Source organism: Bradyrhizobium sp. Leo114 (assembly GCF_055229415.2).
Genome location: NZ_JBUYEN020000037.1, coordinates 1 through 14,090, shown reverse-complemented (window position 1 = coordinate 14,090; position 14,090 = coordinate 1). Strand labels below are relative to the sequence as shown.

The 14,090-nt window shown below is 59.2% G+C and carries 13 protein-coding genes; 6 read left to right on the top strand and 7 right to left on the bottom strand.

Features of this window, described 5'->3' with window-relative positions:
• Positions 1-215 precede the first annotated feature (215 nt).
• Positions 216-818, top strand: coding sequence for a helix-turn-helix domain-containing protein (locus ACZIRK_RS33270; RefSeq protein ID WP_130225949.1), 603 nt, complete (start codon positions 216-218; stop codon positions 816-818).
• A 398-nt stretch (positions 819-1,216) separates the two neighbouring features.
• Here the strand turns inward: ACZIRK_RS33270 and ACZIRK_RS33265 are convergent, their stop codons facing one another.
• The 7 genes from ACZIRK_RS33265 to ACZIRK_RS33235 all read right to left on the bottom strand — a co-directional run bounded on the left by ACZIRK_RS33265 (position 1,217) and on the right by ACZIRK_RS33235 (position 9,110).
• Positions 1,217-1,579 (bottom strand): hypothetical protein, encoded by a 363-nt coding sequence (locus ACZIRK_RS33265; protein WP_474418901.1) that lies wholly within the window; start codon positions 1,577-1,579, stop codon positions 1,217-1,219.
• A 626-nt stretch (positions 1,580-2,205) separates the two neighbouring features.
• On the bottom strand, positions 2,206-3,012 hold the full coding sequence (locus ACZIRK_RS33260; protein WP_474418900.1) for a hypothetical protein: 807 nt from the start codon (positions 3,010-3,012) through the stop codon (positions 2,206-2,208).
• 342 nt (positions 3,013-3,354) lie between these two features.
• The gene (locus ACZIRK_RS33255) at positions 3,355-4,899 is read right to left on the bottom strand and encodes a primase-helicase family protein (RefSeq protein WP_130225946.1); all 1,545 of its coding nucleotides are present in this window, start codon (positions 4,897-4,899) and stop codon (positions 3,355-3,357) included.
• Positions 4,896-5,498, bottom strand: coding sequence for a hypothetical protein (locus tag ACZIRK_RS33250; RefSeq protein ID WP_130225945.1), 603 nt, complete (start codon positions 5,496-5,498; stop codon positions 4,896-4,898). The genes ACZIRK_RS33255 and ACZIRK_RS33250 overlap by 4 nt, the downstream gene beginning before the upstream one ends.
• Positions 5,499-6,025: 527 nt before the next feature.
• Complete coding sequence (locus ACZIRK_RS33245; protein ID WP_130225944.1) at positions 6,026-6,640, bottom strand: hypothetical protein; 615 nt, start codon at positions 6,638-6,640, stop codon at positions 6,026-6,028.
• Between the two features lie 29 nt (positions 6,641-6,669).
• On the bottom strand, positions 6,670-7,938 hold the full coding sequence (locus ACZIRK_RS33240) for a tyrosine-type recombinase/integrase (RefSeq protein ID WP_130225943.1): 1,269 nt from the start codon (positions 7,936-7,938) through the stop codon (positions 6,670-6,672).
• Between the two features lie 332 nt (positions 7,939-8,270).
• The gene (locus ACZIRK_RS33235; RefSeq protein WP_474418899.1) at positions 8,271-9,110 is read right to left on the bottom strand and encodes an alpha/beta fold hydrolase; all 840 of its coding nucleotides are present in this window, start codon (positions 9,108-9,110) and stop codon (positions 8,271-8,273) included.
• Positions 9,111-10,089: 979 nt separating this feature from the next.
• Here ACZIRK_RS33235 and ACZIRK_RS33230 point away from each other — a divergent pair.
• From ACZIRK_RS33230 to ACZIRK_RS33210, 5 genes are all read left to right on the top strand, one after another.
• The gene (locus ACZIRK_RS33230) at positions 10,090-10,548 is read left to right on the top strand and encodes a MarR family winged helix-turn-helix transcriptional regulator (RefSeq protein WP_165435209.1); all 459 of its coding nucleotides are present in this window, start codon (positions 10,090-10,092) and stop codon (positions 10,546-10,548) included.
• 26 nt (positions 10,549-10,574) lie between these two features.
• Complete coding sequence (locus tag ACZIRK_RS33225) at positions 10,575-11,072, top strand: DUF302 domain-containing protein (RefSeq protein WP_130225940.1); 498 nt, start codon at positions 10,575-10,577, stop codon at positions 11,070-11,072.
• Positions 11,073-11,092: 20 nt separating this feature from the next.
• A complete protein-coding gene (locus ACZIRK_RS33220) occupies positions 11,093-12,376 on the top strand; it encodes a YbfB/YjiJ family MFS transporter (RefSeq protein WP_474418898.1) in 1,284 nt (427 codons plus the stop codon).
• A gap of 77 nt (positions 12,377-12,453) precedes the next feature.
• The gene (locus ACZIRK_RS33215; RefSeq protein ID WP_474418897.1) at positions 12,454-13,794 is read left to right on the top strand and encodes an amidase; all 1,341 of its coding nucleotides are present in this window, start codon (positions 12,454-12,456) and stop codon (positions 13,792-13,794) included.
• A 97-nt stretch (positions 13,795-13,891) separates the two neighbouring features.
• Positions 13,892-14,090: hypothetical protein (locus ACZIRK_RS33210; RefSeq protein WP_474418896.1), on the top strand; the 199-nt coding region annotated here is incomplete at its 3' end.

Genomic DNA, 14,090 nt, shown 5'->3' with positions numbered 1-14,090 from the left:
AACTTCGAGCCGGCTGCTGCGATATAGACCTGCGATGAAACTGAGAAATGGCTGCGGCGTAATCGTTAGAGGAGAGGATCGCACTTCTCGTGGAAGCTTGTCACCTTCTCACGGTTACATGGCTTGCACGACACCGACCGCATCACCAACTCAAAGCTAATCGTGTCAAGATCCAGATAAACTAATCCCGCCTTCTTTGTTGCCCCGTTTCCGACGTGGCGGATCGCGAGAGGCATCGCGTGTATGAATGGAGAATTTATGGGAACACTGTTACCGAATCCGAGTACCTCTCGGTCCAAGAAGTAGCTGAACGTTACGGCGTTAGTCAAAGTACCGTCAGGCGCGAAATTAATCGGGGTCGATTACGCGCTCGGCTTATTAAAAGTGCCTATGCAATTCGACCTTCTGACGCTGAGAATTGGCTTGCTCAGAACGGGAACATGGCTCGCGTGTTTAACCTGAGCAAACCTGGTAGTCCTTCGATCGCTATCGCGCACGACCTACTGCGAGTTCTTGTCTGGGCGTCGCTCGGCGGTCGGAGAGGCTATCGGATCAGGTCAGATGCTGACAAAAAGCTAGTGGAGCGCCTCCGAGTTTTGGGCTTTGAAATCGAAGTTCGGCACGCTCACGGGCGGCCGGCCGAGGCCCGAGCAAAAGATTTTGTAGAGGTCTGCATCGGCGGGGGGTGTCATAGCCTGCCCGGTCCAGGTCCGCGGCATGCATATTCGGCAAACCCGAGGATTAGCGAAGCAGTGAAGGCGACTGTCATGGGCTATTGGGCGCCGTACATGCGCGATAAGGGTGGTTCAGGCAAGTAGCAGCCGCCGTACCGGTTGCTACAGGTTACCCGCGGGCAGCGACGGATGTCGCCGGGATTCGAAGGGTGCAGGCGGGGCTCAGATCGCGCGGCGGCACTACTTGCGGGCTTGCTCGAGATACCCGCGCCGCGTGAACTCGCGAGCGGGCACCCGCGATCCAGCCAAGTTCAGTTGTCACCTTTGCAAGATGTCGATCGGTACCTGCCGTGCGCTCGCGTTGAGGGACCGCAGAACGTCCCAACAAGTTTTGAATGCTGGTCCGCTCCCGCCCATCGAAGCTCCTCTTGCCGCGCAAAGGATGACGATCGAACAGCGCTACAGCGAGGGGCTGATCGGATGAATGGTGCGCGCTGGATTGTGTACCTTGGTACCTTATACGCATGGTGGCCACTGCAACTTCAGTCGCTCCGCCGCCACCAGTCAATATCGGCATCAATATCCCACGACAACGCATCGGCGATCGGACCGGAGTTTGGGTATCCTTGACGCATGTGGCGATCGGCCACGCGCTTAGCCTCGGCGACCGAAGAAAATGTGGCGCGGTGCCAGTGCTCGTCGTGGAGTGAGCAACCGTTTCGCGACGCCTGATACTTCCGAACACCGGCCTTGGTTATCCTTAGCTCGCCGTACTGTGTCCATCTGGTCCAGTCTCCGTCGAACTCACGCTCCCAACGATGAGGATGATGTCTGTGATGGTTCGCGATCGTGGGCACTGAAATCGACAGTCTGAACGCTGGCAATGGGATCACCGAGATCGTCATATACCACCGGGTTGCCGGCATCGTTCGGGCTCGCGGACCCGGCTAGGGCACCTGTGTCGCCGTTGAAAATTTCCCACTTTCCCGGTGCACGCGGTGTTGGCCGGAGGTCATATTTTGGCTGGTATCTTAGTTGATGGGACCGCCGCCGCGCCAAGCGCGTCTGCCCTGTTTGCTTGCTTCTTAATGCATCGAGATCGATGTCAAAATCCCCAACACTCATCTTGGTCTTCCTTGCTTCGGTGAGACGGCCGTTGGGGAAAGCCGTTCTCAGGACGCTAAGTCCGAATTGGTAAATAGTGTGTATTGCTGGGCCGAACCCAACGTCACTTGCGTACTTCCACGCTCGGAGACGCGGCCGCCATCGCCGCTGGCGGCCGCGCCCGCCGCTCTCACGACGTGAGAGAATCGCTGACAAACTCGAATGTCGCCATGGTGTGAGTGACGGTAAGAACGTCGAGTGCCTTGTTCAACTCCTCGGGGTCTTCTTCGTCTCTCAGCCAAATATCCACGACACGTTCGAGTGCCCTGTCGCGCTTGCGATAGAGTGAGCACGCACCGCCAATTTGCTCCTTGTGCTGACCGCGAGTGAAATCGTGTACACGCTGACGTTCAGCCGAGTTCAGCAATCAAGGCCGCAAGGTGACGATACGTGCTGGCTGTCCGATCACGCTAGGAATAACGCCTTGTCGCCTCGGCACTGTTGGGCGGGTCGATCGAGACGCGCTGGCTTTTTGATTGTTCAGCCACGCCCTGAGCCCCGCCAGTTCTTTTTGCTGCTCCGCTAATTCGTTAGAAAGCGCGTCGTCCAACCATTGGAGCACCCAACTCAGCAGCTTTTGTCGTTCGGCATCATTCAGATCCGGGTGTCGCTTGCGCATTTCCCGCATGCCATATGCCTGTGCGGCTCCAGAGAAGGTCAGCCGTGGCTCCGAAGATATCGGGTTTGCGAAGTATGGTTCTTCGACGCGATTAGTGGCGTCAAAGCAACCAACGCGGCTGACCCACCATATCGAGGAAAGTTCTGCGAGTGATCCGGCGAACTTTTCCTTTGTTGCGTCAGTTAGACCCTTCGCAAGCGCTTCACAGAACGCGCGCGCAAAGGCCGCGGCGCTGTCCGCGAGGAGGATGCCGAGGCGGCGTTCGACCCGATCTACGTCGGCGTTCCGCGTCGCACCCTTCAGGTCAGGGAAGCCATAGTGCTTTTCATGGGCGGCGACGGCTTGGGCCGCACATCGAATTGGAAATTCGCACGTGAGGCTGGTCGGTGCTGCCAGCTCCTGTCCCGCGTTGTTGAATATCCTGCAGACGTCGAAGCTGGTGCCATCGGGACGGACAGCTTCTCCGTAAAAGGCATATCCTACCTCGCAATCGGTCTCGACATGCTTAATCAGGAAGTAGTCTCGTTCTTGTTCTAGCCGATAATAGATTTTCATCTTTATCTTCTCCCCTGGCGCTCGCCAGCTTTCACCTTCAAACCTTGAACTGCGCCGAGTCTCAGGTGGTCACCTATGTCCCGCCCGGTAGTCTCACCTTGAAATCCGCGTGGCAGCGGCATTTGTCTCACCTGTCCCAGCAAGCGCGGCTGGGCGCGCACAACGCCTCTGCTCGCCGAATTTCGTCTCCATCTCTCAACTCATGCCGAATTTACTGAGACAACTGGGACAACTGAGACAAACCCTTATTTGCGTGCCGTCTTTGCGTGCGGAGGCTGGGCCAGTTAGGTGGGACAGGTGAGACGTGAGCGGACGCAATATTCGGCAAACGTCGCTGCTTGCTCACTTGACGCCCAAGCGCCTATCCACCTCCAATTGCCAGTTCTGGGCCGTCGGCACGTAGTAGCCCCAAGGCCGCTTGTTGGTTCCGGCTCCGCCGGCGCCAGCAGGTAGCCGGCTTCGTGGGCCGAACATTTCAGCGCACGCCCTGCCGAAGACCTCAGGCCCGACGGCGCGTTGACCAGTCTGCTTACAGAACCCCGTGTAGGCGTTCAGGAGGTCTGGGAATGAAATCAAAGCTCTAAGGTCGAAGTAGGGACCCGGATCTGCCCCGATGATTGCGTCTGCGATGATGCAGGATTGCGACCATTGCGATACGCTGTCGCCGCTCATGCGCTGCTGCTCTTTGGTTTCCGCAGTCCTGATCACCATGCGAGGGTGCCAGCTCTCCAGCTTTATGCTCCGCAGCAGCCATAAGAACTCGCTGGTGCCGCCGTCGGCGAGGTCCTGATACAACGCATCGAACCATTCCTTGTCTTCTGCGTGCTCGCTACCGACGTCGTAAACGACATAGCGGCGGTCACCGGTGCCGGCTACGATGGCGTGATCATGGTTCGTGGTCGCGACGACCTTCATGCGGTTTTGCACCTGCCGACAGCTCCCGTATTTGCGCTCGAGCTGAAGCTTGTCGCCCGTGATCATCGACTTCATTTTGTCAGCCGATTTGCGATCGCCCGCGAATAGGATTTCTTCGGCTAGAACGAAGCATGTCGTTTCGAGGTGGTCAGTAAACCGACCGAGTAACCGCTCCTTGTCATCAACGAGAAGGCCGTGTTGCCCAAAAATCTCAAGCAGAACCTGGCCAACGGTGCTCTTCCCCGTACCTTCTTGGCGGCTTTTCAAGACCAGCACTACGCCCGCGTGCTTGTCTGGGTTTTGAACAAACCAAGCGAACAAGCGCATTAGGTATTTGAACTTCTCCCTGTCGCGGCGGCAGATGACCCTTAGAAGATGTCGCAGAAAGCGCCGTTGCTTCTGCCAGCCCTGCTGCGGCTCGACACCGAACCCACGCCAGAGATTGAATTCGCCGGGTTGGGCTGCGCCGCCAGGCTTAAAGACGAGCGTCCGTTCGTGTCGGTACGGGCTCTCTTTCCAGAATTTCTCAATGGCGACAGGCTTCGCAGACCCGCGGCCGTGCACGACAAAGATATTCTGAACTTCCAGCCTGAACTCTTCATTGGGGACAACGGTCGCCGATCCGTCATCGTTGATCCGAAAAATGGCGGTCTCGCCCTTGCTCCTGCCGATGAAGTAATGCTCGTTCATTCGCGCTATGGCATCATTCTCGGAATAAACGCCGCCCGTCAGCGGCAGGCGCGTGACTGACATCGCCTTGCCTCTAGCCGGCCCGCACCCCTCCGAGACGATCGGGGTGTTTTCGAAGTTTGCTGCTGCCGGCATGGTGGGAGAGCTTGGTGCACGCCGCGCAAGTAAGCTGGCAACCAGACTGTCCAGAGACATCTGCGGGTGTGCTTCGTTATCAGCTTCCCGAGGCTCGTGCGGATGCAGTCCGGTTGCCGCGATGGACTGGAATGGGCTTGTCGTCATTGCGCTTCTCCGTCCTGAGGAGCGCGCGGGAGAGCGTCGAATTCCTTCAGTAGCTTGTGGTCTTCACCCAGGCTGATCGAGATGATGAACCTCTCTCCCCTGTCACCTGACGTTCCAAGTCCGCTGCCTGCTACCTGCCGTAGCTCTTTCGCCGCTTCAATGCGGTGCCGTGGCGAAACTGTCTGGTCGTGAAGGATTTCGTTGAGGACGGATGGCGCCTGAGCGAAATGCTGCTGGGCGGCCTCGCGGGCGGCCTCGCCGCTCCGGATGCGCCGCTCCCGTTCGATCTTAATGGCGTCCAGGAGAGAGGCATTCTCGGCGAGCCCGGCCCACCCGTGCTCATCCAGGCCCCACGTCTCCTTGAGCTCCCAGTCGGACCGCAATCCTTCAATGTTACGTGCGCAGTCAGTGACGAACGCTTTGCCCGTCTCATCATCGAGGCTGACGGAGGTGCCGCGGACGAGGACATGCGCGATAGTGCTCGGTCGGACTGCCGGCGCCGGCTGGCCAGGTAGGGAGGTACAGTCGGCCAGTGGGGTTACCGTGGCGGTAACTCCGGTGCTATTGCCTGGGGCCGTTGCTTCCGTGTAGCTCGGCAAGACGGTCGATCTCGTCCCGGCTTCGGGGCTAGAAGTTACCGTGGCAATAACGTTGGGCGCCAGGTTTTCCCGGCCATCCTGCGCTGGCGCAGCGGCGACGACTCGGGAGCTAGCCATGGCTCGCCCCTGACTCTCGACACGGCTTTTGTCCCGGCCGTAACGAGTTGATTGGCGCTCCGGAACCATTGTCGAGAGGGTCGGGAATCTTGGCCGCCGGCGTGAGCCGGGGCCCCTGGTCCCCAGAGTAACCGCCGTAACCTCCGATCCGACGAGCTGTGCGAGATGCCAGCCAGCGCTCGACGGCTGATTTCCGGTAGCCGATCCGGCGCTCGCTGAGCTGAACGAATTCCGGCCCACTTCCATCGGACCGTTGGCGTTGCAAGGTAGGACGGGAAGTGTTCAGCCAGGCAGCGAGCTCTTGCTCGCTTAAGATCGGGTCTAAAGTGTCGAGAGACATGGAAAGCCCTCATGATGTTTGTTGAGGGCCTGTAATAAATCGCTCTTTGGTGGACGTGGGACGGGGGAATTTAATCGCCGCCTGACAGAAGCGCCCTAATTTGCCTTAGCAAGGCTCGAACCGCGCCGGCTGTGATCTGCTTTCGTCTGGACTTTCTGTCGTCCGTCGTTCGGGCTGCCTTTGCATTGAGCCATTCCCGGACCTTTCGGTTCATTAGGCTGTTCGGCCCTACTGCGAACGGCGTTCCATCCGCCATCGCGCGCTGAATGAACACGTCGACCGCGCGCAACCTGTTTATCATTCCGGGCTGCTGGCGTTTTCCTCTTCCGGCAGCTTCCAGGCTGTCGAGACGGCGATCTCGCGCGTCTTGAACGTCTTGGTCGGTGACAGCAGTCCAAATGTCGAGGCGCCAGTCCTCGGTTCTACGTATGGGGGCTTGGCTCGTCTGCTCGACAGCGGCTTCGCCTCGCGCGATGCTTGCCTGAACGTCCGCTGGTATGACCACATTGGGATCAACCTCATCCCTCAGAGGAAAGCTTGCGAAGGCGGTCTTTTCTTCGGTCAGATGAGCATCCGCGCAATTCCCGATCTTTACTGCTTTCGGCGAGCGCTGCCGCTCAGAATGCTCCGCAGCAATGGCTGCTCCCTGAGCCGCGTCTGCGATGGTTCTTTCCGAACAGTCCATAAATGTTTACCGTGACAGTAATTTGCACTTCAGTGAGACCTGATGATCTCTGCCAGCAATTTGTGCCAATGCAACAAAGCAGACATCTTCGCCTCACGAAATGAAGCCCGGTTGTAAACTGCAGCAACCCCCTGCTGCTTGTGCGCGAGCAGAGCCTCGATCACGATCGGCTCGACGCCAGCATCGTGTAGCCGCGTTGAGACTGTTCGCCGTAGGTCATGGAGGCCCCAAGGCGGCATGTTTAAGCCGGACTTCCTAAGCTTGGCGTCCAGCCTCTCCTTGCTACCACTGAAGCCAGAGAAGCCAGTCTTTCGCCTGCCAAACACGCATCCGTCTGCGTTCTCCGGGCGCGCCGGTAGCGCGGCTTCAATCATCGGCATCAGCGGGACCTCGTGAGCGAGCTTGCCTTTCATGCGGTCTGCGCCGATCGCTATCCTGTCGGCCAGGACCTCGCTCCAACGCAGGCCAGCAATCTCCTCACGTCGGCACCCTGTCAAAAGGCACAATCGCAAAATGCTAGCGTAATCTTCGCCGGTATCGGTCGCTCGCCATATCTCCCTGATTTCCATGTCGCTAAGCGTGCGTTCGCGCGCCCTTTCGGGGTGGTGGAGGGTGAAGGCGACGGGATTGGTGTCCCCCTCAATGCGACCTGTCTTGAGGCCCCAGCTCCACAGCGCGCTGAGCGCTGCGCGCACACGGTTGGCGGCAATTGGTCCTGATTTCTCGGTGATGCGTTCTAGCACCGCGGAAATATCGCGCCGACGCACGGCCTCGACGCGTTCGTGATGCAGGCTTGCCGCGTGGATGTGCAGGTTGCGTTCGGTTTCCTTATAGGAACGCTGTCGAAGCCGGGCTTTTGCCTGCAACAAGTAAGCCCCAATTAGCTCTAAGACCGTCCCTGCGGTCCGCTTTGCCTTTCGTTCGACCGAAGGGTTTGCGCCATGCGCGACACTTGCTGCTTTTCGCCGTGCCTCTTCACGAGCATCGTCCAGGCCGACCACGGAGACATCGCCGAGCGCAATGCGTCGTGTTCGGCCATGCTGGTCCCTATACTGGAAGATCCACGACCGTCGCCCCGACCTTAGGGCTCGTATGCCCAGGCCGCGACAGTTCGCATCCCAGAAGAATTGTTCAGACTGCCCCGATGGGCAGCGGATCTTGCGGACGGTCGCCTTAGTGAAGGCGCCGCGCTCTACCACGCGTGGTCGCCTTGCCTTCGGCGGCGGAATAACTTCCGCAGTTGGAAGCAATGTGGAAGCAGAACTCACATGAGAAGCTGAGGACTCGTTAGGGTTCATGACTGCTCTTGATGTGAACGCACTGGTGATGCCCGAGCTAGAAGTGGTGTAGCGCTAGCAATTGGCAAGCCTCGCTACTGCTCCTGATGGTGACTGAGTTAACGTGAGGCTTAGCGCCGAAAGCGCTCAGCGCTGACTACGAATCTGAGGGTCGGACGTTCGAATCGTTCCGGGCGCGCCATTCCGCGATGTTGCACGATTTCGTGGCCTACTAGGGCAAATGCCGCATCAAACGCCGAGGGTCGCAGTGGGGCAGCGCACGAGTCTCGGACAGATATCGGGTGTAGTGGACAACGGCCGAGAGAGCGGACCCGACAAGCTCGACGCGGACGTTAATCCCGCTTCTCCAGGCCCCGCCAGAAGCCAAGTACCGTCGATACGATTGCTTCCGGCGCGTCTTCCTGCACGAGATGCTTCGCATTGGGTACGATGTGAAAGGGAGCGTTTCGAACCCGGCGGGCAAGCTCGCGACGGTCTTCAAGTGGAATCCACTCGTCCTTCTCTCCCCAAAGGATGGCCACGGGACAGCGAATCTCGCCGTATCGCCACTCGACCTCCTCCGAGTATCTGTCGTCCATCTGCGCGATCTGGCGCCAAAAAGCTTTTTGGCCCTCGGCTCCCAGCCACGGTGCAAGATACAGCTCAATCTCGTCGTCTCGTAACGCGTTCGCAACGGCGCCGCTGATGTAGGCACGCAGGATTGCTTCGTGAACGTAGGATGGCAGGCCGCTAAAGACCGCCTCGTGTTCCTTGGCGGCTTGGACGAGCAGCGAGCCTTGCGGGCTGATTGCGACCGGATCGATGAGCACCAACGATCGATAGTTCAGCCCGTTAAGCAAATGAGCGCGCAGCGCCGCGGAGCCACCGAAATCGTGCGCGATGACATCTGGGTCTTGTAGGCCCCAATGACCGTAAAGGGCTGCGAAAAGCTCATTCTGAACGCCACGGGACACGTCGCCGTTGGGCTTGTCGGACCTACCATAGCCAAGCATATCGAAGCAGAAGACACGTCGCTGTCGGGCCAGCAAGGGTCCAATTCTGCGCCACTCCGATGATGAAAAGGGCGTACCATGCAGCAAAATTGCGTGCGACCCCTCGCCCATTGCTCCCCAAGCGATCGAATGCCCCCGAAACGTGAAGCGCTCCGGAAGAGGCCAATCCGCTGTCGTCATTGATCCGACCTTTGATCTGCTGCAGCTAATCTGTCGGCAACGATCGGCCCGATCGCAGGTTCCAATGGATCGACCCTGGGGCCATGCGTCGATAGCGGGAAGATCGAGAGAGCAGCCATCGAAAGGGCAGCCTTCTGGGGGATAACGGGACCACCCTCCGAAATCGCGCCCGCCGCCGCACGCAAAGGCGTAGGGAAAAGTCGTGAGGAGTCGCGAGCTTTGCCGGTTGGAGCGCGCAACGGCCGCCCCATCATAGCGCCACGGCGAAGCGATAGTGCCCATCTTCATCGGCAGCGGCCTCCCATGCGATCATGGCCGGACATCCCGCCGAGCACGCGCAACAAGACGCTATGCTGTGAACGATGGCGCTCGGAACGTTGATTTTGAATGCTTTCGCGCTTCGAGCGGCACCAGACCGCTTCATACGGTGCCGCTGCAGTGCCATCTGAAACAATGTGCAGACAAACACTTACGACCCCGGATGGCACAGAGCGACACCGTCGCTTTTATCTTGCCGTCCTAATCGGTCGAGATCCACACCCAGCTCTCGGTCGGTAAGGTCGGGTATTGTCGATAGCGGACCAGAAGGCGGACATGGCAATGCCGACGCGAATGACCCTGAACGGACATGCTGTCGGCATATCCTAGCGCTGTTTCAGTGCGGACCGATTATTGTCCAATTGATTTTGAAGGTAAATTTTCATGACCTTCACAGGCTCGACCTCGGCCTCGCTTCTCCGTCCGGAAATCTAAGCTGACCTCGCCGGCGTGGGCCTGGCGTCATACCGGACCCTTGCTGCGGAGGATGGAAGCCACAGGGTTGGTCACGCCGGGTTCAATCATTGTTGACTTGAAATAAGGGGATATCCCCTCTAAATGCCCTCAAGCGCGATATGGGGATATCCCCGTAAACGGTAATCGAGGGCAAATCGGCGACCCGGCTCAAGTAAACCGGGCGTGCATGATGGAGAACCGATACGTGAAACGCTCATTTCGCTCGGAAAGCCCGTGCATCGTGGCCGCGATGCGTGCAGCCACTCGCCGACTGACGCAGCTGTATGATGAAGCGATGGCGCCAACTGGCTTGCGCGTCACTCAATTTCACGTTCTCTCGGAGCTTGAACGACGATCAGCTGATCCACCAACCGTTGGTGACCTGGCTGAGATCCTGACCATGGAGCGGTCCGCGCTCGGTCAAACACTTCGACCCCTTGCACGCGACGGTTACATCGACTTGGGCCAAGACGAGCGGGATGGGCGCCGTCGGCCCATCAAGTTGACGAAGGCCGGCAAAGATAAAGTGGTCCGCGGACGGCGCTATTGGGCCGGCGCGCATGAAAACTTCAAGCATTTCTTCGGGGACAATCAATTGGTTGGCTTGCGGGAGACTCTGCGCGACATCGCCGAGAGCGCGCAACTTCCTGAAGCTTTTCAGTAGGTCAATATGGCATCCGGGAGAAAGTCATGATCGAGCCGATCACCGTAGAGCATATCACCTTTGTCAGCTACCGGAGCTTCCAGGACGTTGTTCGTGCCTTCGAGGAACAAGTCGGAACGCTTGAAGAATTAGGTTGGCCAGCAATTCCTGCAGCTTCACGTGATCAGGATGATTTCGAACGTCGAGTTCGTGAAGTGCTGGGCCCCAGCGGCTTCACACGTTTCCTGACAATCGATCACGGCGAGTGGGTCAGCAAGCAAGAGCGCCCGACCCGGTTTTTGATGTACACGATCGGAAACCCGCTGATCGCGATCACAATGATGCGGCATGACATCGAGGCGGGCCTCGATGTGCCGGTCAGACTGGCGATCTATGAGCATTCTGACGGGAAGACGAGGTTTGTGTTCAACAAGCCATCAAGCCTCATGAGCGGGCTTCGGAACGTGGCGGTCCAAGATGCAGCTTATACGCTTGATGCGAAATTGATGGCGCTCGGCGAAGCCGTGACAGGCGTAAGAGCATAATTTCCGAAAGAAGCCGAGACGTGGATACGCATCAGAAGCCGCACGGCGATGAACCTCTTGAGCCCGACAGTGGGGTACGAGAAGGCTTGATAATGGGTCACAGTGGCTCAGAAGCGTCGCTGCATAACGAAGCTAAGCAGTTTTTGACGCCAATCTGGGTCATCTTCGGACTTTCGATGGGCCCAGCGATTGCGCTTGGGCTCGCTCGGTTCGCTTACGCGCTGTTGCTTCCATCGATGAAAGCTGATCTCGGCTGGAGTTTTGCCGACGCAGGCGCCATGAATACCGCTAACGCGGCTGGATATCTTATCGGGGCCCTCGTAGCTGCCCCTTTTGGTCGTTGTACGGGCGACAAAGCCGCATTTTCCCTTGGCCTTTTCCTGACATCCGCGGCCATAGCCGGGGCCGGTCTCACCGCTGACTTTACGAGCCTGCTTCTCTTGAGAGCCGTCTCTGGGCTTGCAGGAGCTGTGTCTTTTGTCGCCGGCGCAGGACTCACATCTGCGGCAGCCTCAGGAGGGTCTCGATCGCGCGCGCCTACGATGTTGGGCATCTACTTTGCCGGGGCGGGTATCGGCATTACGGCCTCGGCCCTCGCAGTCCCTCCGCTTCTTTCCGGCATGGGCTGGCGCGGCGGCTGGTTGGCTCTTGGCGCATTAGGCTTGGCTGCGACCATTTGCGGGTCGCTGGTTCTAAGTCGCACACCCGAACCTTCCTATAAGGTTCATATCGCCGCTGGCGGCTGGTCGGCCCGCTTCATGGCACGCAAACTACTATCATACGGGCTATTCGGCGCCGGATACATCACCTATGCCACATTTATCATTGCGCACTTGCGCGCCAATGAAGGTTTCGACAGCGGATCGATTACCGCCTTCTGGGCGATCCTAGGTCTAGCAGCCGTTGTCGCCGCGTTCGCGTGGGGCCCCGTACTCGCTCGCCTGAAAGGTGGCTGGGGAGCAAGCGCAACAATCGCGATGGTCGCGGCCGGTGCGGCCTTGCCGCTGATCTGGCACGGACCAACGAGCGCCTATCTCTCCTCCATCCTTTTTGGAGGGTCAGTACTCGCGGTCATCGCCGCAGTCACCTCATTCGTGCGGAAGGCGGCGAAACCGCACGCCTGGACAGCAGCGATAGCAGCACTGACCATCGCGTTCGGGACCGGGCAATGCATCGGCCCACTCCTCAGCGGTGCTTTGTCTGACGGACCGAACGGCGTTCGTGCCGGTCTCTGGTTGTCCGTCGGCATCCTCGCTGTGGCGAGCGTCGTCGCGGCTTTCCAACCGGAGCCGGCGGGCGATTGATCATCGGCATCCAGCCGAGAAGCGGTACGCAGCCAGCAAGTGAATCAAGTGAACCGAGCTAAGGCAGGATGAGGATCATGACCGATAATATCATTCAGATGGACGCCAGCCGCATCGCGGAACTCGTTGCCGATCGGGAGCTATCGCCGGTCGAGGTCATGAAGGCCCATCTCGATCGTATTGCCGAAGTCAATCCTAAGGTAAACGCCATTGTTACGATGGCTGATGGCGCACTTGACGCTGCCAAGAAAGCCGAGGCGGCGGTCAAGTCGGACGCTCGATTGGGCCCTCTCCATGGCGTTCCGTTCACGGTCAAGGATGGAATCGACACGGCGGGCGTGCTGACGCAGCGCGGTTCGCCCATTTTCAAAGGGCGCGTGCCCGATACCGATGCCACCGTCGTAGCCAGGCTGAAGGCCGCCGGCGCCATCTTAATCGCAAAGACGAACCCGCCGGAATTTTCTTACTCGATCGAAACGGATAATTTCCTGACGGGCCGAACGAACAACCCCTGGAACCTCGACTACACACCGGGTGGATCGAGCGGTGGTGAATCCGCCGCCATCGCGGCTGGCATGTCGCCACTCGGCGTGGGCAGTGATCTCTCGATCTCATTGCGCGGCCCGGCGGCGCATACCGGTATCGTTGGATTTAAAGCTACTCACGGTCGAATGCCGATGACAGGTCACTGGCCCCGTGTGCCACGTCGCTTCTGGCACATCGGCCCGATGGCCCGTTCGGTTCGCGATGTGGCGCTCGCTTATTCTTTGATGGCGGGACCCGACGGTGCCGACGGCTTCTCAATCAGCCCGCTCGGCTTCGATACAGGGGTGGGCACGACATCGCCCCATCAGGTTCGTGTGGGCTGGTTAGCCTCTCCGGGCTTCTTCGGACCGACCGATCCAGAGGTTATCGCGACCGTGAAGGCCGCCGCTCATGCGCTGAGCAATGCCGGCTGCCAGGTTGAGGAAGTCCGGTTGCCTGTGCTGGAGCAGACCGATGCCAACACCGTGCTCTGGCAGCTCCAACAGATGGAAACCCGGCCCGAGTTCGAGAAGGTCACCGCCGGCCACGAGGCCCAGATCTTCAGGCATGCCAAATTGATCCTTGAAACACCTGACACGCCGATAGGCGACTTCGTCGCCGCCGAGCAGGCGGTGGAGCGCCTGCGCGACAGCTTCGTCGAGTATTTCCAGCGATATGACGCGCTGCTCTGCCCGGTGACCCCGTTCCCCGCGACCAAGCATGGCCTCGCTGACCTCGTGATTGATGGCGAAACGGTTTCCCCGTTCCACGTGATGAGCGCGACATCACCGTTCAGCCTGACCGGCATGCCGGCCCTGTCGATGCGGTTCGGAACAAGCCACGACGGTCTTCCGATCGGCGTACAAATCGCCTCCGCGTATTGCCTCACCTGAGGATGTTACTTTCGCTTGACGGATGTAGCTCCGACTGTCGGCCGGTCCGAGGTTGCGTCATTGCTCGCAGGATCGGAGGGACTGGGGACGTCGCGGAGTGCCCATCACACGCAGCGGCGGCCCCAGTCCCGGCATCACCGGCCAGTGCCGCACCCTCAGCCGTGCGCGTGATAATCGTCTCGGCTGCTTTGCGTCTGAGCGATCGCAACAAGCGCTGCACGATGGTGTGCTGCGGCGGACCGAACTGTTCGGGGCGTTGTTCGGCGAGGCGACCGAGAATTGCCAGCGCGGTCAGA